Annotated in this window: 21 protein-coding genes and 1 riboswitch; of the genes, 11 read left to right on the forward strand and 10 right to left on the reverse strand. The window is 72.7% G+C overall.

Annotated features, from left to right (window positions below):
* Window positions 1-119: 119 nt before the first annotated feature.
* The 3 genes from AB0C30_RS55485 to AB0C30_RS55495 all read left to right on the forward strand — a co-directional run bounded on the left by AB0C30_RS55485 (window position 120) and on the right by AB0C30_RS55495 (window position 3,066).
* Window positions 120-1,172 (forward strand): helix-turn-helix domain-containing protein, encoded by a 1,053-nt coding sequence (locus AB0C30_RS55485; protein WP_357960383.1) that lies wholly within the window; start codon window positions 120-122, stop codon window positions 1,170-1,172.
* Between the two features lie 187 nt (window positions 1,173-1,359).
* Window positions 1,360-2,604: an FAD-dependent oxidoreductase gene (locus tag AB0C30_RS55490; RefSeq protein WP_357960386.1), complete on the forward strand. Its 1,245-nt coding sequence runs from the start codon at window positions 1,360-1,362 to the stop codon at window positions 2,602-2,604.
* 144 nt (window positions 2,605-2,748) lie between these two features.
* A complete protein-coding gene (locus tag AB0C30_RS55495) occupies window positions 2,749-3,066 on the forward strand; it encodes a glyoxalase/bleomycin resistance/dioxygenase family protein (RefSeq protein ID WP_357960389.1) in 318 nt (105 codons plus the stop codon).
* Between the two features lie 234 nt (window positions 3,067-3,300).
* Here AB0C30_RS55495 and AB0C30_RS55500 read toward each other — a convergent pair whose 3' ends face one another.
* From AB0C30_RS55500 to AB0C30_RS55510, 3 genes are all read right to left on the reverse strand, one after another.
* Entirely contained in the window at window positions 3,301-3,468 is a 168-nt protein-coding gene (locus tag AB0C30_RS55500) for a hypothetical protein (protein WP_357960392.1), read from the reverse strand.
* Between the two features lie 357 nt (window positions 3,469-3,825).
* Window positions 3,826-4,998: an MFS transporter gene (locus tag AB0C30_RS55505; RefSeq protein ID WP_357960394.1), complete on the reverse strand. Its 1,173-nt coding sequence runs from the start codon at window positions 4,996-4,998 to the stop codon at window positions 3,826-3,828.
* A gap of 282 nt (window positions 4,999-5,280) precedes the next feature.
* Window positions 5,281-5,895, reverse strand: coding sequence for a DJ-1/PfpI family protein (locus AB0C30_RS55510; protein ID WP_357960397.1), 615 nt, complete (start codon window positions 5,893-5,895; stop codon window positions 5,281-5,283).
* 581 nt (window positions 5,896-6,476) lie between these two features.
* Here AB0C30_RS55510 and AB0C30_RS55515 point away from each other — a divergent pair.
* Genes AB0C30_RS55515 through AB0C30_RS55525 form a run of 3 tightly spaced genes read left to right on the forward strand, consistent with a single transcriptional unit; the run spans window position 6,477 to window position 10,089 of the window.
* Window positions 6,477-6,929 carry a (2Fe-2S)-binding protein gene (locus AB0C30_RS55515; RefSeq protein ID WP_263655841.1) on the forward strand — a complete coding sequence of 151 codons (453 nt, stop codon included), beginning with the start codon at window positions 6,477-6,479 and terminating at the stop codon, window positions 6,927-6,929.
* Window positions 6,929-7,909: a xanthine dehydrogenase family protein subunit M gene (locus AB0C30_RS55520; RefSeq protein WP_357960400.1), complete on the forward strand. Its 981-nt coding sequence runs from the start codon at window positions 6,929-6,931 to the stop codon at window positions 7,907-7,909. The genes AB0C30_RS55515 and AB0C30_RS55520 overlap by 1 nt, the downstream gene beginning before the upstream one ends.
* Window positions 7,906-10,089: a xanthine dehydrogenase family protein molybdopterin-binding subunit gene (locus AB0C30_RS55525; protein WP_357960402.1), complete on the forward strand. Its 2,184-nt coding sequence runs from the start codon at window positions 7,906-7,908 to the stop codon at window positions 10,087-10,089. The genes AB0C30_RS55520 and AB0C30_RS55525 overlap by 4 nt, the downstream gene beginning before the upstream one ends.
* A 1-nt stretch (window position 10,090) precedes the next feature.
* Here the strand turns inward: AB0C30_RS55525 and cobF are convergent, their stop codons facing one another.
* Window positions 10,091-10,849 (reverse strand): precorrin-6A synthase (deacetylating), encoded by a 759-nt coding sequence (gene cobF / locus AB0C30_RS55530; RefSeq protein ID WP_357960403.1) that lies wholly within the window; start codon window positions 10,847-10,849, stop codon window positions 10,091-10,093.
* 63 nt (window positions 10,850-10,912) lie between these two features.
* On the opposite strand from cobF, the gene AB0C30_RS55535 reads away from it, so the two are divergent.
* The 4 genes from AB0C30_RS55535 to AB0C30_RS55550 all read left to right on the forward strand — a co-directional run bounded on the left by AB0C30_RS55535 (window position 10,913) and on the right by AB0C30_RS55550 (window position 14,067).
* The gene (locus AB0C30_RS55535) at window positions 10,913-11,299 is read left to right on the forward strand and encodes a pyridoxamine 5'-phosphate oxidase family protein (protein WP_357960405.1); all 387 of its coding nucleotides are present in this window, start codon (window positions 10,913-10,915) and stop codon (window positions 11,297-11,299) included.
* A complete protein-coding gene (gene cbiE, locus AB0C30_RS55540) occupies window positions 11,296-12,501 on the forward strand; it encodes a precorrin-6y C5,15-methyltransferase (decarboxylating) subunit CbiE (RefSeq protein WP_357960407.1) in 1,206 nt (401 codons plus the stop codon). The genes AB0C30_RS55535 and cbiE overlap by 4 nt, the downstream gene beginning before the upstream one ends.
* Entirely contained in the window at window positions 12,498-13,253 is a 756-nt protein-coding gene (gene cobM, locus AB0C30_RS55545; RefSeq protein ID WP_357960409.1) for a precorrin-4 C(11)-methyltransferase, read from the forward strand. The genes cbiE and cobM overlap by 4 nt, the downstream gene beginning before the upstream one ends.
* A 73-nt stretch (window positions 13,254-13,326) precedes the next feature.
* Entirely contained in the window at window positions 13,327-14,067 is a 741-nt protein-coding gene (locus AB0C30_RS55550) for a cobalt-precorrin-6A reductase (RefSeq protein WP_357960412.1), read from the forward strand.
* Here AB0C30_RS55550 and cobJ read toward each other — a convergent pair.
* Genes cobJ through cobG form a run of 3 tightly spaced genes read right to left on the reverse strand, consistent with a single transcriptional unit; the run spans window position 14,058 to window position 17,450 of the window.
* Entirely contained in the window at window positions 14,058-15,539 is a 1,482-nt protein-coding gene (gene cobJ / locus AB0C30_RS55555; protein WP_357960415.1) for a precorrin-3B C(17)-methyltransferase, read from the reverse strand. The genes AB0C30_RS55550 and cobJ overlap by 10 nt on opposite strands.
* A gap of 5 nt (window positions 15,540-15,544) precedes the next feature.
* Complete coding sequence (locus AB0C30_RS55560; protein WP_357960418.1) at window positions 15,545-16,165, reverse strand: precorrin-8X methylmutase; 621 nt, start codon at window positions 16,163-16,165, stop codon at window positions 15,545-15,547.
* A gap of 37 nt (window positions 16,166-16,202) precedes the next feature.
* Complete coding sequence (gene cobG / locus AB0C30_RS55565; protein WP_357960421.1) at window positions 16,203-17,450, reverse strand: precorrin-3B synthase; 1,248 nt, start codon at window positions 17,448-17,450, stop codon at window positions 16,203-16,205.
* 28 nt (window positions 17,451-17,478) lie between these two features.
* Window positions 17,479-17,667, forward strand: a riboswitch (cobalamin riboswitch).
* A 34-nt stretch (window positions 17,668-17,701) separates the two neighbouring features.
* Here cobG and cobN point away from each other — a divergent pair.
* Window positions 17,702-21,289: a cobaltochelatase subunit CobN gene (gene cobN / locus AB0C30_RS55570; RefSeq protein WP_357960424.1), complete on the forward strand. Its 3,588-nt coding sequence runs from the start codon at window positions 17,702-17,704 to the stop codon at window positions 21,287-21,289.
* Here the strand turns inward: cobN and AB0C30_RS55575 are convergent.
* The 3 genes from AB0C30_RS55575 to AB0C30_RS55585 are packed head-to-tail and all read right to left on the reverse strand — an operon-like array spanning window position 21,244 to window position 25,417.
* Window positions 21,244-22,623, reverse strand: a complete 1,380-nt coding sequence (locus AB0C30_RS55575; protein ID WP_357960628.1) for a cobyrinate a,c-diamide synthase — start codon at window positions 22,621-22,623, stop codon at window positions 21,244-21,246. The genes cobN and AB0C30_RS55575 overlap by 46 nt on opposite strands.
* Before the next feature lie 8 nt (window positions 22,624-22,631).
* Window positions 22,632-23,234, reverse strand: a complete 603-nt coding sequence (cobO, locus tag AB0C30_RS55580; RefSeq protein ID WP_357960427.1) for a cob(I)yrinic acid a,c-diamide adenosyltransferase — start codon at window positions 23,232-23,234, stop codon at window positions 22,632-22,634.
* A 2-nt stretch (window positions 23,235-23,236) separates the two neighbouring features.
* Window positions 23,237-25,417 carry a VWA domain-containing protein gene (locus tag AB0C30_RS55585; RefSeq protein ID WP_357960430.1) on the reverse strand — a complete coding sequence of 727 codons (2,181 nt, stop codon included), beginning with the start codon at window positions 25,415-25,417 and terminating at the stop codon, window positions 23,237-23,239.
* Window positions 25,418-25,421: the final 4 nt, after the last annotated feature.

Consider the following 25,421-nt stretch of genomic DNA (forward strand, 5'->3'; position numbering starts at 1 on the left):
CAGCCCGTGCCGCCACATCGCGCCGACGAAGGACGAGCCGAGCGCCCTGGCCGTACGCAGATAGTCGGCGCCGAGCACGTCCACCGTGGCCGAGCCAGCAGGCGGGGGATCCGGCCCGGGTGGAGACGATCCTCGGCCGGCGCGTCCCGGACCGGCTACGCGAGCTGTTCCAGCAGCGGGGGGTGTTCGCCCAGCTGGCGGCGACGGACGAGCCGGTGTTCGTCCCCGCCGATCCCGGGCACGGCCTGACCGGGCGGATGGCGGTGGCGGTGCGGGCCGGCCGCGAGTTGCTCGGTTCGGTCTGGGTGAGCTGCGAGCGCCCGCTGACCGGCGCCCGCCGGCGCGCGCCGGCGCACGGCGCACGCACGGTGGCGCTGCACCTGCTGCGCTCGCGGGCCAGCGCCGACCTGGAGCGGCAGGTGGAGTCCGACCTGGTCATCCGGCTGCTGGAGGGCAGCGTCGACGCGGAGACGGTGATCAGCCGGCTGGGCCTGCCGTCGCAGGCGCTGCGGGTCATCGCGATCCGCGCCCACACCGACGGCGAGGAGCCCCACGCCGCGCTGCTGCTGGCCTTCGAACAGGCCACCACCGGCTTCGGCTGGTCCAGACCCGGCCGCAGCACCCTGCTCGGCGACACGCTGTACACGATCCTGCCCGCCGAGCAGGCGGACATGGCCCGCCACTGGATCACCGCGCTGCGGGTCGAACTGCCCGCCCGGGTACGCATCGCGGCCGGAATCGGCGCGCCCGCCGCGACCGAGGAACTGCCCGCCGGCCGCCAGGAGGCCGACGAGTGCCTGGCTTTGCCCGAGACCGGCCGGCCCGGCACTGTCGCGCCCGCCTATGACGAGTCGTGGGACGACATCTTGCTGCGGCGGCTACGCGCGGCCTCGCGCACCGGCCGTGTCCCGGCCCGCGGGCCGCTGAGCACGCTGCTGCGACATGACGCCCGCCACGGCACACGCTACGTGCCCACGTTGCGGGCCTGGCTGGAAACCCAGGGCGACCCCGCTTTGGCCGCCGAACGACTGCAGGTGCATCCCAACACCGTCCGCAACCGGCTGCGCAAGATGAGCGAGGTCACTCTCCTGGACCTGGACGACCCCCGTAAACGCCTCGCCATGATCATCATGCTGGCCGCCTCCGACGCCGAGGACGACCCCCGCCGATGATCTTGTACCAGGCCTGTCACTGACGCCGACGCGGCCGGTCAACGCCGTCGAGGCGTGGCTGGGGGCCGGGCGTTGTGACGATGGCACAACGGCCGCGAAGTGATTGTCGGCCGCCCACAACGCCGCCGGCTGCCGCGCGCGCCATGCTGGCTTGGACATCGGCATTCGTACCCGTTGGAGGTTGGGCATGGTCGGCAACTGGCCGCGATCGGTGATCGTGGTGGGCGCGGGCATCGTGGGCCTGTCGACCGCGTGGTTCCTGCAGGAGCGCGGCGTCGAGGTCAAGGTGGTCGACCGTGGCGGCGTGGCGGCCGGCGCATCCTGGGGCAACGCCGGATGGGTCGCCCCAGGCCTGGCCATCCCGCTGAACGAGCCCGCGGTCCTGCGCTACGGCCTGCGCTCGCTGCTGAACGCGGACGCGCCGCTGCACGTGCCGGCGAGCCTCGATGCGGGGCTGTGGGCGTTTCTGGCCCGGTTCGCCGCCAACTGCCGCTGGCGATCGTGGATGCGCGCCGTGCGCGCCAACCTGCCGCTCAACGAGGAATGCGTCGAGGCTTACGAGGTACTGGCCGCCAACGGCGTGTCCGCCCCGGTCATCGCGGCGCCGATCACCGCCGCGTTCCGCACACCACGCCATGCCGAGAGCCTGCTGCGCGAACTGCGCCGACTGGAAGCGGCCGGGCAGCGGGTCGACCATACCCTGCTGGACGCCCGGCGACTGGCCGAGCACGTGCCGCTCGCCGGTCAGGCGCTGGGCGTGGGGGTGCGCATCGACGGGCAGCGCTACGTCGACCCGGGCGCGTTCGCGCACGCCCTGGGCAAGGCCGTGATGAGCCGCGGCGCGACCGTGTACGCCTTCGAGGTCGACGAGGTGCGCACCGACGGCAGGAAGGTGATCGTGCGCTCGGGCAAGGGCACCGTCCTGTCGGCCGACGCGGTGGTGCTGGCCACCGGCGCGTGGCTGCCCCGCCTGGCCCGGCAGTGGGGCGTGCGCGTCCCGGTCCGGGCCGGCCGGGGCTACTCCTTCACCGTGCCGGTGGACCACCCCGTCCCCGGCCCGATCTACCTGCCCGACGTACGGGTGGCGTGCACGCCGTATCGCAACGGGCTGCGCGTGGCAGGCACCATGGAATTCCGCGACCCGGACGCCCCGCAGGTGCCCGCCCGGCTGGCGGCCATCGTCGCCTCCGCCCAGCCCCTGCTGCGCGGTGTGCACTGGGATGAACGCACGGATGTCTGGGTGGGCCCTCGCCCGATCACCCCGGACGGCCGGCCGCTCATCGGCGCGACCAAAGCCCCCGGTATCTACGTGGCCGGCGGTCACGGCATGTGGGGTCTGGCCCACGGCCCCATTACGGGGCGGCTGCTCGCCGAGCACATCACCACCGGCAAGCAGCCCACCGCCCTTGCCGACTTCGCCCCCCTGCGCTGACGGGCTTCTCCTGTCCGGCCGAGCACGCGGGCCGGCCACTGTGTCGAAGTTTCGCTGCCGAGCGCCGGAGCCGAGAGATCGTCAAAGGAAATACCCTGATCGGTCGGCTCGGCAGGTCAGGCGCCGGCGCGCACAAGGAGCACCATGTACACCAGCTTGATCGTCCTGTACACCGACCACCTGCGGGAGTGCGCCGACTTCTACCTCAGCCTTGGTCTGCCGTTACAGCTCGAACAGCACGGCAACGGCCCCGAGCATTACGCCGCCGAGCTTGGCGGGACGGTCTTCGAGGTCTACCCGGCCTCCGACCGCCGACCCCCCACAGGCAGCCTGCGTCTGGGTTTCCGCGTCCCCGCGCACGCGGTCGTCCGCGGGCTCCCGACCGGCAGGCACCTTCTCACCGACCCAGACGGCCGCATGGTAGAGCTGGAGATCATCAAGGAGACGAACATCAAGGCGTAGCGCGCCTGGCAAGCCATCGCCGCCACCCTCGGCGGGGACGTTCAAAAGGCCCGTCATCGCGAGCAGTCCCGCCCGTCTAGCCGTGCTGCAGGCCCAACAACGTCTCCTGGGCTTGCTCGACCCCCGGCACCCAGCCAAGAGGTCGGCCCGCTTCAGAACCCCCTGGAGCGGGCTTCTCGTCCGGAACGAAACTGCGTTGTGACCACCACCCATAGATGGCGGCTGGGAGACAGATCAGCCTGCGGGATCGCCCGGATTCCCAGGTGCATGCTGCCCTCGGAGATCAACGGCGATCACCTCGGCGGAGACTCGGCCACCGACTTCAAGGGGTTCAGACTCCCAGGAAATATCGAGCGGGTCGATGATGCCGATCGGATCACTGGCGAAGGCGTCGAGAAGCACGGTCGTCTGCGATCGCGTGACCGCGCAGCCCTGCGCGGCGCAAGTCAAATAAATCTACAATGTAAAGGGCTAGGTCTGAAGGATTTCACTCATCACAAACCCCCGGACAACGACGACGCCCAGTTGTGTACCACCCCATGGTGGATCAACGATCTTGTTGTGTTTCCTACGTAGGCGAACAGGGCTGAGCGCGTCAAAAACTACACCGCTCTGCCGGACGTCATCCGACGCCCTCGACCTGGCCCGGCCCGCCACGGGCCACCTAACGTTCGGCCACGGCATCCGCCGGCAACCGGCCCGGGCCGCGATGCGCCAACCCATCAACGAGCACGACAACCGTCAGGCAGATCTTCGCCGTCAACCTGGCAGACGCCGCAGCATCAATGGCACCAGCAGGAACGCTAAGCCGGCAGCCAGGAAAGCACCGGCTCCGACAGCGCCGGCGATGGTTGCGGCGGCCGCGGCCAGCGGTGGGACCATGGGCTGCGCCACGCCCCACGACGATCCTTGTACGGCGAACCAGCGCGGCCGGTCGTCTTCCGGCGCGGCATCGGCGACCGCCGCTTGCCAGCGGCCGAGCAGGACGCTGTTGGTCGCGGTACAGCCCAGGTAGGCGGCGATGGTGAGCGGCACACTGGTGGTGGCGGCCATTACCAGCGCGAGCGCCCCGAGCAGCAGTGCGCCCATCCCGAGGATCAGCCCGTGCGAGCGCCCGGCGAGCAGCCGGCGGGCGGCCCACAGCGTGAGGGGGGCCAGCGCGGCGGCGCTCGCCAGCGTCAGGCCGGGCAGCCACGATGCGGCGCCCCGCTCCAGCAGCGCCAGCGGCACGTACATCATCACCGCCAGAGAGCCGATCGCGAACGCGGTGCCCGCCACGGTCAGCCGCATCAAGACGGCGGGTGGCCGGAAGCGCCCGCTCAGCCCAGCGGGCCGCTCGGTGCGGCGGTCGCTCTTCCCAGTCTGCCGCGCGGCGCGGCGCCCGCCGGATCGGGCATCATCGCGTGGTAGGAACGACACAGCGACGGCCGCCGCGACCAGGCAGGTGAGCGCGTCGGCGGCCACCAGCCAGCGCACTCCCAGCGGCAAGAGCACCGCCGCCAGCAGTCCCGCCGCGGCCCCGGCGGCCGACAGCGCCACTCCCAGGACGGCGAAGGTGGCATGGCGCTGCTCACCCTCGCTCGCCCGCGCCAGCAGTTCCTGCGAGGGCGGCTCGTACACCTCGAAGGCCAGTCCGACCAACGCGATGGCGATCAGCACCTGCGCCGGGCCCTGGGCCAGGACGAGCGTGAACAGGGCCAGGCCGGTCGCGGCCAGCCCGGCACTCAGTACACCGCGCGGCGAGAACCGCTCCAGCAGCAGCGCCCCCGCCCAGCGTGAGAGCAGCGCGGCCACCCCGAACAGGGCCAGCGCCGCCGCGGCCAGCTCCGGCCCGGCCAGCACCGCCAGGAACGACAGTGCGTAGGCGCCGAGCGCGTTGAGAATCCGGACCCACAACAGCACCCGCGCCGCCACCGGCAGCGACCTCCACATGGAACCCCCAGAGACGCCGACAAAGACGCCATCCTCACAGACGCCACCGACGATTCCAGCGCCCTCCTGGAGCCTGGCGGCACCGTGAGAGCTCGGCGACCTGCGGCTCGGCTGGTCGGCCAGGCTCGGCGTTCGCCGGTCGGGCGGCGGCAGGCCCGACGGCCGGCCTCGTCATGGGTGGCGTACTACTTCGGTGATGGCGGCAGCGTCTGGCACGGAGAGCCCGCCCGAGCCGCGTAAGCCGACCCCGCCCCTATCCCGTTGCGGTCCTCGTGAGACCGGTCAGCGCAGCGCCGCTTCGACCGTACGCACCCTGGACATGACGCGCTGAACGATCTCCTGTTTCTCACCTACAGGCGCCGCGTACTCGATCGCGGCCCAGGCGGCGGACTCGCCGACCGTGTGGAGGAGTGTCCACGCCGCCAGATAGACAGATGCCAGGCATCCGCCCGCGGTCGCGATCGCGCCCTCCGCGTGGAACGGCGCGTCCAGGACCGTCACTCCGCGCTCTTCGAGCCAAGGCCGGGTGATGGCGTCGGTGCAGGCGGGTCGTCCGGTGAGGAGGCCGAGGTGCGCGAGCACCAAGGCTCCGGAGCACTGCGAGCCGATCAACTGACGTGCGGGATCAAGGGGGAGACGCGTCAGCAGGGTGTCATCGGCCACGACATCACGGGTCTTGATGCCGCTGCCGAGGAGTACGACGTCGGCCTCGGTGATGAAGCCCAACGGCCGCTGACCGGCCACCTCCACGCCGTTCATCGAGGTCACGACGGGCGTTGGTGTCGTGATGTACGCGGTCACGTCCTGACCTTGCACGCGAGCGCGATTGATCAGCCCGTACGCGATAAAGCTGTCGAGCTCGTTGAATCCGTCAAAGGTGACGACCGCGACCTGCAAGCTCACTCCCTGCGCAGCTCTCCATAACAACCTCATATGGTACAAGTCTCACGCCTGACAGCCCAGGTCGGCACCTGTCCTGGGGCCGACGATGCCATTCCGCTCGGGCTCATCACGGTCGTCCTCGCCATGATCGTCTACGTCGTGTCCATCCGACGTCGCCGCATGGCCAGACTCAAAGGTGCCCTGTCAGTACATGTCTCAGCAGGGTCTCCCTCAGGCCGCTGACCAGTGCTTTCATGGGGAGCGGCCCGGAGAGACGGCTGGCGTCGCCGCCTCTTGCCGCCGGGCGCGGATACGGCTACGGCCGCGGCGCCGGAATCCTTGAATCGCGTGGCGCGGCCATGCCTCCGGCGCGCGGATGAGTGTGAACGCCGGTCCTTCGCCCAACCGAGAGGGTGCCTATGTCTTCCGAACTTCCTGACTCATATGTTCCGGGGCCCGCCTCGACGGTGTCTCGGCGTACGTTCATCGCCACGTCCACCGCGGCGGTCGTTGTCGCGGGCGACCTGGTGAGCGCGGAGACGGCGGTCGCGGAGGCGGCGGGCGCCGCCGAGGGGCCGCTCAGCGGGCGCGTCTCGCTGACCGTCAACGGTGAGCGGCACGCCGCGATGATCGACAATCGGACCTCGCTGCTGGACCTGCTGCGCGAGCGGTTCGGGCTGACGGGCACCAAGAAGGGCTGCGACGCCGGGGCCTGCGGAGCGTGCACGGTTCTGGTCGGCGGTCGCCGGGTCAACGCGTGCCTGACGCTGGCGGTACGGCTGGAGGGCGCGGAGGTCACCACCATCGAGGGGCTCGCCCCGGGAGAGGGTGACGAGCTGCATCCGTTGCAGGAGGCGTTCGTCGAGCAGGACGCCTTCCAGTGCGGCTACTGCACCCCGGGTCAGATCATGTCCGGGATCGGCTGCATCCGGGAGGGTCACGCCGGGTCGCCGGCGGAGATCCGGGAGTGGATGAGCGGCAACATCTGCCGCTGCGGCTGTTACGTGAAGATCGTCAGAGCGGTTGAGCAAGCGGCGCGGAGGACCTGATGCATCCCTTCTCCTACACCAAGGTCTCCGACCTCGAGGGAGCGCTTGCCGCCGGGCGGCGGGGCGGGCGCTACATCGCCGGCGGCACCACCCTGGTCGACCTGATGCGCGAGAGCGTCGAGCGCCCCGGCGCGCTGGTCGACATCAGTGCCCTGCCCCTGGGGGAGGTCACCGCCACCGCGGGCGGGGGCCTGCGCATCGGCGCGCTGGTCTCGATGGCCGAGGCCGCCGCCGATCCCAAGGTGCGGGCCACCTTCCCGGTCGTGTCGCAGGCGCTGGAGCTGAGCGCGTCGGCCCAGCTGCGCAACATGGCCACCATCGGCGGCAACATCATGCAGCGCACCCGGTGTACGTACTTCCGTGACGTGACAGCGCCCTGCAACAAGCGCGAGCCCGGCTCGGGATGCGCGGCGCTGGAGGGGTTCAACCGCGCTCACGCGATCCTGGGCGGCTCCGACCAGTGCGTGGCCACCCACCCTTCCGACGTCGCCGTGGCGTTCGCGGCGCTGGAGGCGAGTGTGCGCTTGCGGGGCCCGGACGGGGAGCGCGGCGTCGCCTTCGCCGACTTCCTGCTGCGGCCGGGCGCCACCCCGGACCGGGAACAGGGCCTGCGGCCCGGCGAGCTGATCACCGCCGTGGAGCTTCCTGCCCTGCCGCGTCCGCTCAGGTCCGGCTACCTCAAGGTGCGTGACCGGCAGTCGTACGAGTTCGCGCTGACCTCGGCGGCGGTCGCGCTGCACGTCAAGGGCGGGGTGATCCGGGAGGCGAAGGTCGCCGCCGGAGGCGTGGGCACCGTGCCGTGGAAGCTGCCCGCCGTCGAACGCCGCCTCATCGGTGAGCGGCCGTCGCCGGCGCTGTGGACTGAGGCGGCCGAGCACGCGGCGGATGGAGCCCGCCCGCTCGCGCACAACCGCTTCAAGGTCGAACTGCTGAAACGTACCGTCGAACGGCAACTGCGCGTCGTGGGAGGAAGCGAATGAGCCGGCGAGCCGTGGGGGCGCCGCTGTCCCGGGTGGATGGGCGGCTGAAAGTGACCGGGCGGGCGACGTACGCCGCCGAGCATGACGTTGATGGCGTGGTGTACGCCGTCATCGTCGACAGCGGCGTGGGGCGAGGCCGCATCACCGGCCTCGACGCGCGCGCCGCCCTCGGTCAGTCCGGCGTCCTGAAGGTGATCAGTCACCTCAACGCGCCCAAGCTCGCCTACCGTCCCAACGCGGGATCGAACAACCCGGAGGGCGGTGAGCGGCTGCACGTCTTCCAGGACGATCGGGTGCGCTTCTTCGGTCAGCCGGTCGCCGTCGTGGTGGCCACCACGCTCGAGGCCGCGCAGCACGCGGCCCGCCTGGTCGAGGTCCGCTACGCCGCCGAGAAACCGTCGACCGGCCTGGCCGGCGACCGGACGAACAAGCCCGTGACCTACGCGCGGGGTGACGCGGAGCAGGCCCTGCGCTCGGCGGAGGTACGGATGGAGATGACGTACCGTACCGCCCGCAACCATCACAACGCGATGGAGCCGCACGCCACCATCGCCCGCTGGAACGGCCATCGGCTCACGGTGTGGGACAAGACCCAGTGGGTGAACGGCACCCAGGAAGAGCTCGCCGCCGTGTTCGGCATGCCGAAGGAGTCGGTGCGGGTCATCTCGCCGTTCGTCGGCGGCGCGTTCGGCAGCGGCCTGCGGGCCTGGCCGCACGTCACCATCGCGGCCCTGGCCGCCCGCGAGACCGGCCGCCCGGTCAAACTCGTCCTGGCCCGCAGGCAGCAGTACTTCGGGACGGGCTACCGGCCCGCCTATGAGTACAAGGTGCGGCTGGGCGGCGACCGGCGGGGGCGCCTGCTCGCCATGACGCACGACATCAGGGCCGAGACCTCTACGTACGAGGATTACCAGGAGGGCGTCCTGACGACGGGGCAGATGCTTTACAGCATGCCCAACATCTCGCAGACGTATGAGAGGGTGCCGCTGGATGTGAACACTCCGCTGTACATGCGCGGCCCCGGTCACTCGACCACCTCCTACATCGTCGAGTCGGCGATGGACGAACTCGCCCACGAGCTCGGCCTCGACCCGATCGAGCTACGCCGGCGCAACGAACCCGACGACGATCCCGCGACGGGGCGGCCGTTCTCCACCCGGCGGCTGCGCGAGTGCTACACCGTCGGCGCCCGCGAATTCGGCTGGGACCGGCGTGACCCCAAGCCGCGCTCCACCCGCGACGGCGACTGGCTGATCGGCATGGGCATGGCCGCCGGCGTCTATGACACCCAGCGCGGCGCGGCCCAGGCGCAGGCCAGGCTCGATGCCCGGGGGAGCGCCCTGGTCGAAGCCGCGTCCAGCGACATGGGACCGGGCACGTACACCTCCATGACCCAGGTCGCCGCCGACGCCCTCGGGTTGAGCGTGAGCGCCGTGACCTTCCGGCTCGGCGACTCCATCATGCCGCCGACCCCGCCCCACGGCGGTTCCATGACCATGGCCAGTGTCGGCTCCGCCGTCCAGGACGCCTGCGACAAGCTGCGCCGTCAGGCCGTCGAGCTGGCCGTCGCGGATGAGCGGTCGCCGCTGCACGGCGTCGACGCGGGCGACGTCGTGGCCGGTGACGGCCGGCTGCACGTCAAGGGCGATTCCGCGCGCGGGGAGACGTACCAGCAGCTCCTTGCCCGTAACAACCGCACCCACCTCGAAACGCTCGGCTCCTTCACCCCGGGAGAGAGTCGTTTCTCGATGTATGCCTATAACGCCACGTTCGCCGAGGTCGCCGTCGACCACCGTCTCGGCCTGGTCCGCATCCGGCGGATGCTCGGCGTCTACGACGCGGGACGCATCATCAGCCCCAAACTCGCCGACAGCCAGGCGATCGGCGGGATGGTCGGCGGCATCGGCGCCGCCCTGCTGGAGCACACGGTCACCGATCCTCGCGACGGCCGGATCGTCAACGCCAACCTCGCCGACTACCTCGTCCCCGTCAACGCCGACGTGCCCTCCCTGCGCGCGATCTACCTCGACGGTGACGACCGCGAGGCCGACCCCATCGGCGTCAAGGGCCTCGGCGAGGTCGTGTACACCGGCGTGGCGCCCGCCATCGCCAACGCCGTCTTCCACGCCACCGGCCGCCGCGTCCGCGAACTGCCCATCACCGCCGATGCGCTGCTTTGACTCAACTGTCCGTACGAGGAAGGCGGCGCAGCAGGTAGGTGTCCATGATCCAGCCCTTGCGGGCCCTGGCCTCGGCGCGAAGCTCGCGGATCCGGTCGCCGACCTCGGCCACCGGGCCGGACACCAGGATCTCGTCGGGGCTGCCCAGATAGGCGCCCCAGTGGATGTGGAAGTCGTCGAGGCCGGCGAAGGAGCAGTGGGCGTCCAGCATGACCACGACATCGTCGGCGGACGGGCCGTCCTCGGCCAGGCGGCGGCCGGTGGTCAGGTGCACGGGGCGGCCGACCTGGGTGAGGCTGGTGCGGTGGCGGGCGGTGAGCGCGGCCACGCTGCTGACCCCTGGGATCACCTCGTAGTCGAACGTGACGTTTCCGCGTTGGAGGATCTCCTCGACGATGGTCAGCGTGCTGTCGTACACGCCCGGATCGCCCCACACCAGGAACGCCCCCGTCTGGCCCTCCTTCAGCTCCTCACGGATCAGCGCCTCGCAGGCCAGCGCGCGGCGGGAGCGCCAGTCCTCGACGGCGGCGGTGTAGGCGGGGGTGGTGCGGTCGCGCTCGGGGTCGCGGGCCTCGGCGATCCGGTACGGCGGGCGGCCGTGCTGGTCGATCAGGTCCAGCCGGAGACGTACGAGATCCTGTTTGACCTCGCCCTTGTCGACGATGAAGAACACGTCCGTGGCGGAGATGGCCTTGGCCGCCTGCAGAGTGAGATGGTCGGGATCTCCGGCGCCGATGCCGATGATGAGTAGCCGCTTCACCCGCACGAGTCTGCCAGAGAGCTGGATATACGATATGCCTCCGCAATTCCCTCGAGGAGGCTCGTGAATCTGGTCGAGCAGGGCGCCGCTTTCGCCGCGTTCTGGCAGGAACGGCACCTGTGCACGCTCTCAACGGCGCGTTCCGGCGGGCCGCCGCACGCGGTGCCGGTCGGCGCGACGCTGGATCTGGAGACCGGCGTCGCCCGGGTGATCACCTCCGGTTCCTCGTACAAAGCCCGGCTCATCGGAGCGGACGGCGCGCTGGTCGCGCTCAGCCAGGTGGACGGCCGGCGGTGGTCGACGCTGGAGGGGCGGGCCGTGGTGCGTACCGAACCGGAGCAGGTGGCCGACGCCGAGCGCCGTTACACCGCCCGCTACAAGCCGCCCCGGCCCAATCCGGCGCGGGTGGTGGTGGAGATCCAGGTGACGCGCGTGCTGGGCAACGTGTGATCACCGTCGTCGGCATCGGCGCGGACGGCTGGGACGGCCTGCCGGCGGAGTCGCGACGCGTACTGGAGGCGGCGGAGGTGCTCATGGGCGCCTCCCGCCAACTCGGCCTCGTGCCCCGGTCCGGTGCTGAGCGGGTGGCCTGGCCCTCGCCGCTGCTGCCCGCGCTGCCCGAGCTCATGGAGCGGTACGCCGATCGCCAGGTGTGCGTGCTGGCCAGCGGCGATCCGATGTTCTACGGCATCGGCTCCACCCTGGTGCGGCTGCTCGGCGCGGCCCGGGTCAGGGTGCTGCCGCATCTGTCGTCGCTGTCGCTGGCGTGCGCTCGGCTGGGCTGGCCGGTCGAGCAGGTGGACGTGGTCAGCCTGGTGGGCCGGCCGCTGGCCGCGCTGAACGCCGCGATCCTTCCCGGGCGCCGGGTCCTGGTGCTGGGCGCCGGTCGGGACGCCCCGGCTCTGGTGGCGGGGCTGCTGACCGGGCTCGGGTACGGTCCGAGCCCGATGACGGTCTTGTCGGACCTGGGCGCGGCGTCGGAGTCCGTCCGGACGGGAACGGCCGAGAAATGGGCGGGAGCGACATCGGTGTTGCAGGTGATCGCGGTCGAGTGCGTCGCCGGACCCGGCGCCGAGCCGTTCGCTCGCGTGCCCGGACTGCCGGACACGGCCTTCGAGCATGACGGGCAGCTCACCAAGCGCGAGGTCCGGGCCGTCAGCCTGTCACGGCTGGCGCCGCTGCCCGGCGAACTGCTGTGGGACGTGGGCGCGGGCGCGGGCAGCATCGCCGTCGAATGGCTGCGCGCCCACCCGTCGAACGCCGCCGTGGCGGTCGAGAGCAGGGCCGATCGCGTCGCTGCCATCCGCCGCAACGCCGACCGGCTCGGGGTTCCCGCCCTGCGCGTCGTGGAGGGGCGAGCGCCGGTGGCGCTGGAGGGCCTGCCCGCGCCGGACGCGGTGTTCGTCGGCGGCGGCGCCACCGCGCCCGGAATGCTGGAGACCTGCTGGGCGGCGCTGCGGCCCGGCGGCAGGCTCGTGGTGAACGCCGTGACCTTGGAGTCGGAGTCCCTCGTCGCCGGATGGTACGCCCGGCTGGGCGGCGATCTGGTGCGCCTGTCCGTGCAGCGGGCCGCGCCCGTCGGCGGGTTCACCGGCTGGCGGGCCGCGATGCCGGTGACCGTGTGGTCGATCGTCAGGGAGGACGTGTCGTGACCGTGTACTTCATCGGGGCTGGCCCCGGTGCCGCGGATCTGATCACGGTGCGGGGGTTGCGGCGGTTGGAATCGTCGCCGGTCTGCCTGTACGCGGGCTCGCTCGTACCCCGCGAACTGCTGGAGTCCTGCCCGGCAGACGCCAGGCTGGTGGACACCGCGAACCTGACGCTCGACGAGATCGTCGCGGAGCTGGCCGCCGCCCACGCCAAGGGCATGGACGTGGCGCGGCTGCACTCGGGGGACCCGTCGGTGTTCAGCGCGGTGGCCGAGCAGATGCGCAGGCTGGACGCGCTCGGCGTGCCGTACGAGGTGGTGCCGGGCGTTCCGGCGTTCGCGGCGGCGGCGGCCGCGCTGGGCAGGGAGCTGACCGTGCCCGGTGTCGGCCAGACGGTCATCCTGACCCGTACGTCGGCGCGGGCCACGCCGATGCCCGACGGCGAGGACCTGACCACGCTGGGCGCCAGCCGTGCCACGATGGTGCTGCACCTGGCCGTACAGCGGATCGACGCGGTGGTGGCGGAGCTGCTGCCCTCCTACGGGGCCGACTGCCCGGTCGCGGTGGTGGCGCGGGCGAGCCGGGCCGATGAGGTCGTTCTGCGCGGCACGTTGAGGGACATCGCCGAGCAGGTCCACGAGGCCGGGATCCGCCGCACCGCGGTGATCGTCGTCGGCCGGGCGCTGTCGGCGACACAGTTTCCCGACAGCCACCTGTACAGCGCGGAGCGGGAACGATCATGCGACGGGACCTGATCGCGCTGCCCCTGCGGCAGGGCAGGCGGTGCCGCAGGGGCAGCGGCACAGCGCAGGCGCGCAGGATGGCGGCATGAGACGGGTTCTGATCCTGGGCGGCACGGCGGAGGCGCGGGCGTTGGCCGCCGAGCTGGCCGACGTCCCGAGCGTGCACGTGGTGTCGTCGCTGGCCGGGCGGGTGACGAACCCGAGGCTGCCGGTCGGCGAGGTGCGCGCGGGCGGATTCGGCGGGCCGGACGGGCTGGCCACGTGGCTGGCCGCCGAGCGGATCGACGCCATGGTGGACGCCACCCACCCGTTCGCGGCGCGGATGACGGCTTCGGCGGCCGAGGTGTCGGCGCGCACGGGCGTGCCGCTCCTCGTCCTGCGCCGACCGGGCTGGCCGCAGGGACCAGCCGACACCTGGCAGCGCGTCGACTCCCTGCAGGCCGCCGCCACCCGCCTCGCCGAGTCGGCCGGGCCGGTGCGGGTGTTTCTCACCACCGGGCGCCGGAGTCTGCCCGTCTTCACCGGGCTGGCCGGGGTGTGGCTGCTGGCCAGGTCCGTCGATCCGCCCGAATCGCCGGTCCCGCCCCACGTACACGTACTGCTCGACCGTGGGCCCTACACGGTCGAGGGCGAGCTGGCCCTCATCCGCGAGCACCGTCTGGACGTGCTGGTCACCAAGGACAGCGGCGGCCGGCTCACGGCCGCCAAGCTCGTCGCGGCCCGCGAGCTGGGGCTACCGGTGATCATGGTGGACCGGCCGCCGCTGCCGACGGGTGTCCGCCTGGTGGAGACCGTGAACGCGGCGGCGCTCTGGGCTCAGGGGTAGCGGCGGGGGGTGTAGACGACGCCGCGGGCGGTGACCCGGGTCGTGGAGGAGCCGACGATCAGCAGGCAGCGCATGTCCACCTGGGCCGGGTCGAGCTCGCCGAGCGTGGTGACGGTGACGCTCTCCTGCGCGCCGCCGACGTCGCGGCCGATCACCACGGGAGTGGCCGCGTCGCGATGTTCCAGCAGCAGGTCACGCGCGGCGGCGAGCTGCCACGTACGGCTGCGCGAGGCCGGGTTGTACAGCGCCAGCACCAGGTCGGCCTTGGCCGCCGCCGTCAGCCGGTCGGCCACCACCTCCCACGGTTTGAGCAGGTCCGACAGAGACAGAACGCAGTAGTCGTGGCCGAGCGGCGCCCCCGCCCTGCTGGCCACCGCCTGCGCGGCCGTCAGGCCGGGCACGATCCGCACCGGCACGTCGGGGAACCCGGCCGCCGCCTCCTCCAGCACCGCGCTCGCCATGGCGAACACCCCGGGATCGCCGGAGGACACCACGGCCACCCGCGCGCCCGCAGCGGCCAGCTCCAGCGCGTGCCTGGCGCGTTCGGCCTCGACCCGGTTGTCGGTTCGGTGGCGGCGCTGGCGCGGGTTGGGCGCCACCCGGTCCACGTACGGGCCGTAGCCGACCAGGTCGGTGGCCGCGGCGAGGGCCTCCTGCGCCTCCGGCGTGAGCCACGGACGCCCGGCCGGGCCGAGACCGACGACGGTCACCTCGCCGCGCCCCTCGGTCGATGAGGGCTCGGGGACGAAGGTGCGCTCGGCCGGGCTGGCGAGCAGGGCCAGCGAGAAGTACGGAACGCCGTCGGCGTCCACGTCCTTGAGCGGCGCGACGCGTTCGGCGCCCATGGTGGCGCGCTCGACGTACCAGGCGTCGTCCAGCCGCCCGGCCTCGGCCAGGGCGTCGCGGACGTTCTCGAACGTCCTGCCCAGCTTCAGCACCGCCGCCGAGTCGGTGCCGCGCAGCCGCTCGGCCAGCACCTCGGCGGGCAGCGTGCCGGGCAGTACGGTCAGCACCTCGTCCCGCTCCACCAGCGGCCGCCCCAGTACGGCGGAGGCGGCGCTGACCGAGGTCACGCCCGGCACCACCTCGGTCGGATAGCGGTGGGCCAGCCGCTTGTGCATGTGCATGTAGGAGCCGTAGAACAGCGGGTCGCCCTCGCTCAGCACGACCACGGTCCGGCCCGCGTCCAGGTGGGCGGCCAGCCGTTCGGCGCAGTCGGCGTAGAAGTCGTCCAGCGCGCCCTGGTAGCCGCCGGGGTGGTCGGTGGTCTCCGTGGTCAGCGGGTACAGCAGCAGCTCCTCGATCTGCCCCTCCCGCAGGTACGGCAGCGCGATCGAGCGGGCGATGCTGCGGCCGTGCCTGGCGGCGTGGTACGCGATCACGTCCGCCTCGCCGATCAGCCGGGCCGTCTTGACCGTGACCAGCTCAGGGTCTCCCGGGCCCAGTCCGACCCCGTACATCCGTCCCGTCATCGCCGTCACTCCGTCTCGTTCGCGATGGCGTTGACCGCCGCCGCCGTCATCGCACTGCCGCCGCGGCGCCCGTGCACCACCAGGTATTCCAGGTCGCTGTCCGCCAGGGCCCGCTTGGACTCGGCCGCGCCGATGAAGCCGACCGGCACGCCGAGCACCGCCGCCGGCCTGCCGGCCCCGTCGGCGACCAGTTCGAGCAGCCGGAACAGGGCGGTCGGGGCGTTGCCGATCGCCACCACGGCGCCGTCCAGCCGGTCGCGCCACAGCTCCAGGGCGGCGGCGCTGCGTGTGGTGCCGAGGCGTTCGGCCAGCTCCGGCACGCCTGGCTCGCCCAGAGTGCACACCACGTCGTTGCCGGCGGGCAGCCTGCGCCTGGTGACGCCGGAGGCGACCATCTGCGCGTCGCACAGCACGGGCGCGCCGCGCCGCAGCGCCGCGCGGGCCCGGACGACCACCGAAGGCGACCAGTCCAGGTCGGCGACGAGGTCGGTCATGCCACACGCGTGGATCATCCGCACCGCCACCTGGGCCACATCCGGGGGCATCCCGGTGAGGTCGGCCTCGGCACGGATGGTCGCGAACGAGCGCCGGTAGATCTCGGCGCCGTCGCGCAGGTAGTCGGTCACTGCTGCCTTTCCTCGTATCGGTCGAAGCTGACCGCCATCAAAGCGGCCGTTCCTCGTAGCCGTCGGCGGTGGCCACCATTTGGACCACCCGGCCGCGGGGCAGCCCGCAGCGCCGCTCGCAACCTGCCCAATGCACCGGCGTCGCAGCGGGCGCGTCCAGGGTCGCCACCCACCGCCGTACGTCCTCCTGCACGTCCGCCAGCGACTTGGCGCAGCCGGGACGTCCGGTGCAGGCGCTCACCCCGACCCAGGGCGACGCCGGATCGGTCACCAGCCCGGCCGCGGACAGCTGCCGCACCGCCGTCTCGGCCGCGGCGGGGGACAGGTCCAGCAGGACGACCGTCCGCCACGGCGTCAGCCGTACAGGAACCGCCCCGCCGTCGTCGGCGGTGTCGGCGACAGCGCGTACCTGAGCGGCGGACAGCCGCCCGAGCGGCACCACGGCCTCCAGCGCCACGCGGCCGTCCCGCTGATCGACAGGTCCGGGACGATGGGCCGAGCGGGGAGAGGATGCGTCCAGAGCGGTCGTCGCACGCTCGCCCGCAACGCCGAGGTGGGCGGCGATTCGGGCGGGACCGTCCGCCAACTCCGCGATCCGCCACGCGCCCCGGTCACGATCGGAAAGCCCGCGCTCCCGTTCGTCGAGGAACGCCTCGGCGGCGGCGATCATCTGCCCGACCGCCGCGTCACGAGGCACGACAAGCCCGGTGTCCACGCCCGCCAGCAGCAGTGACACCCAGGCGTCACCGCCCGCCACCGCGCTGTCGGGCAGTGCCGCCCAGGCGTCCCCATCCACTGCCGCAGGCACGAGAGTGACATCGGCGGCCAGCTGCCGCATGTCACCTGTGCCGTCGTCCAGCGCGAACAGGAAGCGCCCCGGCAGCCCGGCCAGCCGGGTCCGCGCGCACAGCGCCAGGTCCAGGGCCTCGACCAGGGGTTGCGTGTCCACCAAACCCGCAGGACCGCGGCCGCCGAGCGGCGAGGCGACGATGTTGCGTACCCGTTCGTGCGCGGCCGAGGGCAGCAGCCCGGCGGCGGCGATCCGTTCGGCGAAGACGGCCGGCGCGCGCAGGCCCCGCACCTGTACGTTCGCCCGCGACGTGAGCTCGACCACCCCGGAGCCCAGCTCCGCCGCGCAGGCCGCCAGCTCGCGGAGCTGGACGCCGGAGACCGCGCCGCCGGGCAGGCGGACCCGGGCCAGCGGGCCGTCGGCGGCCTCGTGCACCTGGAGCGCTCCCGGACAGGCGTCGGGCCGGACCCGTCCGGAAAAGTCGGCTATGGACACGATGAGGATGGTAACGCCACTTCTGGTGGAGGTTGCTCCTGCCGTAGGCTCCTGGGTAGGCGATGGCAAAGGGAGGAAGCCGGTGCGAATCCGGCGCGGTCCCGCCACTGTGACCGGGGAGCGAACCCCACCGCAGGCCACTGCCCGGCAACGGGTGGGAAGGCCGGGGTGAGCGCTGATCCGGGAGCCAGGAGACTCCTGCCGTCGCGACACCCACGACCGGGGCGAGGACCCCGAGGGAGGATCGTGCCGTGCCTGGCGACAGCCATACCGTCCTGCTGCTCTCCACCTCCGACACCGACCTGCTGAGCGCGCGTGCCTGTGGCGCCGCCTACCGTCTGGGCAACCCCGCCCGGCTCGACCCCGACGATCTGCCCGGCCTGCTGGAGGGGGCCGACCTGGTCGTCGTACGGCTGCTCGGCGGTCGCCGAGCCTGGCAGGAGGGGCTCGACGCGCTGCTGGCCGGGCCCCGTCCGGTCGTGGTGCTGGGCGGCGAGCAGGCGCCGGACGCCGAGCTGATGGAGCTGTCCACGGTGAGCGGCGGCGTCTGCGCCGACGCGCACGCGTACCTGGCGCACGGCGGGCCCGCCAACCTGACCGAGCTGCACGCCTTCCTGTCCGACACCGTCCTGCTGACCGGGCGCGGGTTCGCGCCGCCGGCGCCCACGCCGTCCTGGGGGCGGCTGGAGCGCGAGGCACGGTCACACCAGGGGCCCGTGATCGGGGTGCTCTACTACCGGGCGCACCACATGGCGGGCAACACGGCCTTCGTCGAGACGCTCTGCGCCGCCGTCGAGGAGGCGGGCGGGCAGGCGCTGCCGGTGTTCTGCTCCTCGTTGCGCACCGCCGAACCCGAGCTGCTGGAGACCCTGCGGGCCGCCGACGCGCTGGTGGTGACCGTGCTGGCGGCGGGCGGCTCGCGTCCCGCGACGGCGGGTGCGGGCGGGGACGACGAGGCGTGGGACGTGGGCGCGCTGGCCGCGCTCGACGTGCCGATCCTGCAAGGTCTGTGCCTGACCACGTCCAGGAAGGCGTGGGAGGACAACGACGACGGCCTGTCGCCGCTGGACGCCGCCTCGCAGGTGGCCATCCCCGAGTTCGACGGGCGGATCATCACGGTGCCGTTCTCCTTCAAGGAGATCGATCCGGACGGGCTGACCGTCTATGTCGCCGACCCGGAGCGGGCCGCGCGGGTGGCGGGCATCGCCGTACGCCACGGGCTGCTGCGCCACACCCCGCCCGGCGGGCGGCGGCTGGTGGTGATGCTGTCGGCGTACCCGACCAAGCACTCGCGCGTGGGCAACGCCGTCGGCCTGGACACCCCCGCCAGCACCGTACGGCTGCTGGCCCGGCTCGCCGAAGCGGGCTACGACCTGGGCGAGGGCTTCCCCGGCGTGGTCGAGCAGGACGGCGACGCGCTCATCCACGCGCTCATCGCCGCGGGCGGCCAGGATCAGGACTGGCTGACCGAGGAGCACCTGGCGGGCAACCCGGTACGCATCTCCGCCGCCTCCTACGAACGCTGGTACCGCACACTCCCCGCCGGCCTGCGCACCGGGATCGAGCGGCACTGGGGACCCCCGCCCGGCGAGCTGTTCGTCCATGACGGCGACATCGTCCTGGCGGCGCTGCGCGCCGGGAACGTGGTGGTCATGGTCCAGCCGCCACGCGGCTTCGGCGACAACCCGATCGCCATCTACCACGACCCCGACCTGCCGCCCAGCCACCACTACCTGGCCGCCTACCGCTGGCTGTCGGCCGAGTTCGGCGCGCACGCGATGGTGCACGTGGGAAAGCACGGCAACCTGGAATGGCTGCCGGGCAAGTCGGCCGGCATGTCCGCCTCGTGCGGCACCGACGCGGCCATCGGCGACCTGCCGCTGATCTACCCGTTCCTGGTCAACGATCCGGGCGAGGGCACCCAGGCCAAGCGGCGGGCGCACGCGGTGCTGGTGGACCACATGGTGCCGCCGATGGCGCGGGCGGAGACGTACGGCGACATCGCCCGGCTGGAACAGCTCCTGGACGAGCACGCCACCATCGCCGCCATGGACCCGGCCAAGCTCCCGGCGATCCGCGCCCAGATCTGGACACTGATCCAGGCCGCCCGGCTCGACCACGACCTCGGGCTGGCCGATCGGCCGCACGACACCGAGTTCGACGACTTCATCCTGCACGTGGACGGCTGGCTCTGCGAGGTGAAGGACGCGCAGATCCGCGACGGCCTGCACGTGCTCGGCCAGGCGCCGGCCGGGCAGGTCAGGGTGGACCTGGTGCTGGCCATGCTGCGCGCCAGGCAGATGTGGTCGGGCCGCGAGACCCTGCCCGGCTTACGTGAGGCGCTCGGCCTGGCCGAGGACGGCACGGCGGGGCTGGCCGAGGCGGACCGGGCCGAGGCGACCGCTCGTGCCCTGGTCGAGGCGATGGAGGAGCGAGGCTGGGCACCGGAGGCGGCCGAGGAGGTCGCTCGCACGCTGCCCGCCGATCGGCGCGAGCTCGTCACGCGGGTGCTCGCGTTCGCCGCCACGGAGGTGGTCCCGCGCCTGGCCCGGACGACCGACGAGCTCGACCACGTCCTGCACGCCCTCGACGGCGGCTACGTGCCCGCCGGGCCGAGCGGATCGCCGCTGCGCGGCCTGATCAACGTGCTGCCGACCGGCCGTAACTTCTACTCCGTCGATCCCCGGGCGGTGCCCAGCCGCCTGGCCTGGGAGACCGGCCAGGCGATGGCCGAATCACTGCTGGAGCGCTACCGCGCCGACACCGGCGACTGGCCCCGCTCGGTGGGACTGTCCGTCTGGGGCACCAGCGCCATGCGTACGGCCGGCGACGACGTGGCCGAGGTGCTGGCCCTGCTCGGCATCCGCCCCGTATGGGATGAGGCGTCCCGACGGGTCACGAACCTGGAGCCGATCCCGCCGGCCGAGCTGGGCCGGCCGCGCGTCGACGTGACCGTCCGCATCAGCGGCTTCTTCCGCGACGCGTTCCCGCACGTGGTGGCCATGCTGGACGACGCCGTACGGCTGGCCGCCGGGCTGGACGAGCCGCCCGAGCACAACTACGTACGCGCCCACGTGACCGCGACCGGCGGCGAGGAACGCCACGCCACGATGCGCATCTTCGGCTCCGCGCCGGGCGCCTACGGGGCCGGCCTGCTGCCGCTGATCGACAGCCGCAACTGGCGCGACGACGCCGACCTGGCCGAGGTGTACGCGGTCTGGGGCGGCTACGCCTACGGCCGCGACCTCGACGGCGTGGCCGCGCGCCCGCAGATGGAGGACGCCTACCGCAGGATCGCCGTGGCCGCCAAGAACGTCGACACGCGCGAGCACGACATCGCCGACTCCGACGACTACTTCCAGTACCACGGCGGCATGATCGCCACCGTCCGCGCGCTCACCGGCCGGGCCCCGGCCGCGTACGTGGGCGACAGCACCCGCCCCGACGCCGTACGCACCCGCACCCTGTCGGAGGAGACCTCACGGATCTTCCGCGCCAGGGTGGTCAACCCGCGCTGGCTGGCGGCGATGCGGCGGCACGGCTACAAGGGCGCCTTCGAGCTGGCCGCGACCGTGGACTACCTGTTCGGCTACGACGCCACGACGGGCGTGGTGGCGGACTGGATGTACGACAAGCTCGCCGAGACGTACGTGCTGGACCGGGAGAACCAGGAGTTCATGGCCCGGTCCAACCCGTGGGCGTTGCACGGGATCGCCGAACGGCTCCTGGAGGCCGCCGAACGTCGCATGTGGGAGCACCCGGACCCGGAGATTCTGCGCGGTCTGCAGGAGGTCTATCTCAAGACCGAAGGGGACCTGGAGGACGACACGAGCCGGTGAGCGAGGGCCGGCGATCCGGCCCAGTGAAGGTGCAGGTAGGACGCGGTGACCAGCGGGTCGCCGTGTCCGTCCGTGCCGCCACCCCGGTTCCGGAACAGCGGCTCGCCCCCGTGCTCGACGGTGGTCCGGTGGAACTCGTGCCCGTGGAAGCGCTCGCCCGCCCGCGTCAGGGGTGAATCCTTCAGGGCCACGGCGTCCCGGTAGCCGAGCGTGAGCCTGCCGGTCATCCGCGCCCGGCCCGGCACCCGCCCGCACATGCGCCGCCCGTCCAGCTCCTCGCACAGGTAGAGCAGCCCCGCGCACTCGGCGGCGATCGGGCCGCCGAAGGAGGCCACCTGCTCACGCAGCGGCTCGTTGGCGGCCAGCTCGGCGGCGTACACCTCGGGGAAGCCGCCGCCGAGCACCACCGCGGCGGTGCCGTCCGGCAGCTTCTCGTCGCGCAACGGGTCGAAGGTCGCCACGTCGGCGCCGGCCGCGCGCAGCAGCTCAACGTGCTCGGCGTACCCGAACGTGAAGGCCGCCCCGCCCGCCACCGCCACGACGACACCCTCTCCGACGCACGCTCTCTCCTCGACGCCGGCGCTCTCCTTCGCCGGGTCCCATACCGGGCCAGTGAGGGCAGACGCCGTCGCGGGGTCCCATGCCGTGGCGGTGAGCGGGGGCGCCGTCGTCGCCAGCCGCATCAGCCCGTCCAGGTCGCAGGAGCGCGCCACCAGGGCGCCGAGCCGTTCCACGGCCTGTACGGCCTCGGCTTCACGTTCGGCGGCGGGCACCAGACCCAGATGGCGGGAGGGCGTGGAGACGGCGTCGTCACGGCGGATCGCGCCGAGCACCGGCATGCCCGCCGCGTTCAGCGCGGCCCGGCACAGCTCCTCGTGCCGGTCCGAGGCCACCCGGTTGAGTACCACCCCGCCCACCCGTACGCGCGGGTCGAACGTGGCGAACCCGTGCACCACGGCCGCCACCGACCGGCTCTGCCGGGCCGCGTCCACGACCAGCACCACCGGCGCGTCCAGCAGCCGGGCGACGTGCGCGGTGGAGGCGAAGTCGCCGTCGCCCTTGCCGTCGAACAGCCCCATCACGCCCTCGACCACCGCAACGTCGCACCCGGCCGCACCGTGCAGGAACAGCGGCGCCACCCGCTCCTCGCCCACCAGCCACGGATCCAGGTTGCGCCCGGGACGCCCGGCGGCCAGCGCGTGATAGCCCGGATCGATGTAGTCGGGGCCCACCTTGTGCGGCGAGACCGCCAGCCCGCGCGCCCGCAGCGCCGCCATCAGCCCGGTGGCCACGGTCGTTTTGCCGCTGCCCGAGGCAGGCGCGGCGATCACCAGCCGCGGCACTACCACTCGATGCCTTTCTGACCCTTCTGCCCGGCGTCCATGGGATGACGTACCTTGCCCATCTCCGTCACCAGATCGGCGAGTTCGACCAGCCGCTCGGGCGCGTCCCTGCCGGTGATCACCAGGTGCTGGTTGCCCGGCCGCCCGGCGAGCGTCTCCAGCACGTCGTCCAGATCGAGCCACCCCCACTTCAGCGGGTAGGTGAACTCGTCCAGCACGTAGAACCGGTACGTCTCGGCCGCCAGGTCGCGTTTGATCTGCGCCCAGCCCTCGCGGGCGTCGGCCGCGTGATCCTCCTCGGTGCCGGGACGCTGGATCCACGACCAACCCTCGCCCATCTTGTGCCAGGTCACCGAGCCCCCCTCGGCCGTGTCGCCGAGCACCTTGAGCGCCCGTTCCTCACCGATGCGCCACTTGGCCGACTTCACGAACTGGAACACCCCGATCGGCCACCCCTGGTTCCAGGCGCGCAACGCCATCCCGAACGCGGCCGTCGACTTCCCCTTGCCCGGCCCGGTGTGCACGATCAGCAGCGGCCGCGTCCGGCGCTGCCGGGTCGTGAGACCGTCGTCGGGGACGGTGGCGGGCTTCCCTTGCGGCATGATCAGACCGCCTTCCGGTGATCGCGTACGACCGAACTCAGATCGGAGAGCGCGTCGAGCGGGACGAGGCGCGCCCGCAGCCGTGCCGCCAGCCGGACCGCCAGGCCCAGCCGCACCGGGCCGCTCTCGCAGTCCACGACCACGCTCGCCGTGCCGTCCAGCAGGGTGGCGGCCCGTTCCACATCGCCACCCGCCGTCACCCGCCCGTCGGTCACCAGCACCAGCAGCGGCCGCCGTGCGGGGTCGCGCAGCCGCTCCACGCGCAGCACCTCCGCCGCCCGCACGAGCCCGGCCGCCAACGGGGTACGGCCGCCGGTCGGCAGCGAGCGCAGCCGGGCCGCGCCCGCCTCCACCGACGAGGTCGGCGGCAGCGCCAGCACGGCGCCCGCGCCACGGAAGGTGACCAGGCCGACCTTGTCGCGCCGCTGGTAGGCGTCGAGCAGCAGACTGAGCACCGCCGTCTTGACGGCGCTCATCCGTCGGCGAGCCGCCATCGAGCCACTGGCGTCCACCACGAACAGCACGAGGTTGCCCTCGCTGCCCTCACGCACCACCTCGCGCAGGTCGTCCTGGCGCAGCACCAGCCCGGGACCGGTACGCCCGCGCCTCACCTGGTGCGGCGCCGCCGCCAGCACCGTCGCCAGCATGTGGAGATCGCGGACCCGTCCGCCGGGGCGGCGCGAGGCGGTGGCCCGGCCGCGTGTGGTGCGTGAGCGCGAGCGCCGCCCCGCCACGCCCTCGCCGATCCCTGGCACCTGAAGCAACGGCACCCGGTACGGCGCCGCCAGCCCGGCCACTCGGCCCGGCGGCTCCTGCCCATAGATGCTCCCGGCGTCCGGCGACTGCCCGGCATCGGCCAGCTGCTTCGCCGGTCCCTTGCCATCCGGCATCCAGCCGTAATTCGGCATCCAGCCGTCGTTCGGTACGCGGCCGTCGTTCGGTAGGCGGCCATCATCCGGGACGCGGCTGTCATTCATCATCCGGCCGTCGGAGGGACCGGTCGGCTGATCGCGCATCGGCGTTTCGCCGTCACCCGCCGGTGGCGCGGCGCTCGCCGGGCCGCCGTCCTCCCCAGGCCCGGAATGGTCAGCAGGCCCGGAGGCGTCAGGAGGCCCACAGGCGCCAGGATTCCCGCCATCGGGACCCTCCGGACCGTCCGGATCGTCGTCCTCCGACGTGCTTTCCAGCAGCTCGTCGAGCAGCGACTCGTCCAGCCCCGGAGCGTCGAAGGGGTCGCGCCGCCGCCGATGCGGCAGCGACAGGCGGGCCGCCGCCCGTACATCCTCGGTCGTCACCCTCTCGCGCCCATGCCAGGCGGCATGGGCGATGGCGGCGTTCGCCGTGACCAGGTCGGCTCGCAATCCGTCCACCTCGAACGCCGCGCACACCGTCGCGATCTGCCGCAGGCGCGAGTCGGGCAGCCGCACGCCGGACACCCGGCCGCGAGCCCGAGCGATCCTGGCCGCCAGCGCCGATTCCTCGGCCGCCCACCGGGCCGCGAACTTCTCGGCGTCCGCGTCGAAGGCCAGCCGGCGTCGTACCACCTCGGCGCGTTCCACCGGATCCCTGGACGCCTTCACCTCCACCGTCAGCCCGAAGCGGTCCAGCAACTGCGGCCGCAGCTCACCCTCCTCCGGGTTCATGGTCCCGACCAGCAGGAACCGGGCCGGATGCCGGACCGACACCGACTCCCGCTCCACGTAACAGGTCCCCAGGGCCGCCGCGTCCAGCAGGAGGTCGACCAGGTGGTCGTGCAGCAGGTTCACCTCGTCCACGTACAGGACGCCGCGATGCGCGGCCGCCAGCAGGCCCGGCTCGAACGCCTTCACCCCCTCCGTCAGCGCCCGCTCGACGTCGAGCGAGCCGGCCAGACGGTCCTCCGACGCGCCGACCGGCAGCTCCACCAACGCGGCCGGACGGCGAAGCCCTTGGGCGTCCGGCTCGTGCGGGCCGTCCGGGCACTCGGCGTCGGACGTGGCCGGATCGCAGGCGAACCGGCAGCCGGGCACCACGTTCACCGGGGGAAGCTGGGCGGCCAGCGCGCGCACGATGGTGGACTTGGCGGTGCCCTTCTCACCTCGTACCAGCACACCGCCCACCCGGGGCGAGACGGCGTTGAGCACCAGCGCCAGCTTCAGGTCGTCGAGCCCGACGACGGCGCTGAACGGATACGAGACGATCAAGACA

It is taken from the genome of Nonomuraea sp. NPDC048901, from assembly GCF_040649695.1.
Lineage (GTDB): Bacteria > Actinomycetota > Actinomycetes > Streptosporangiales > Streptosporangiaceae > Nonomuraea.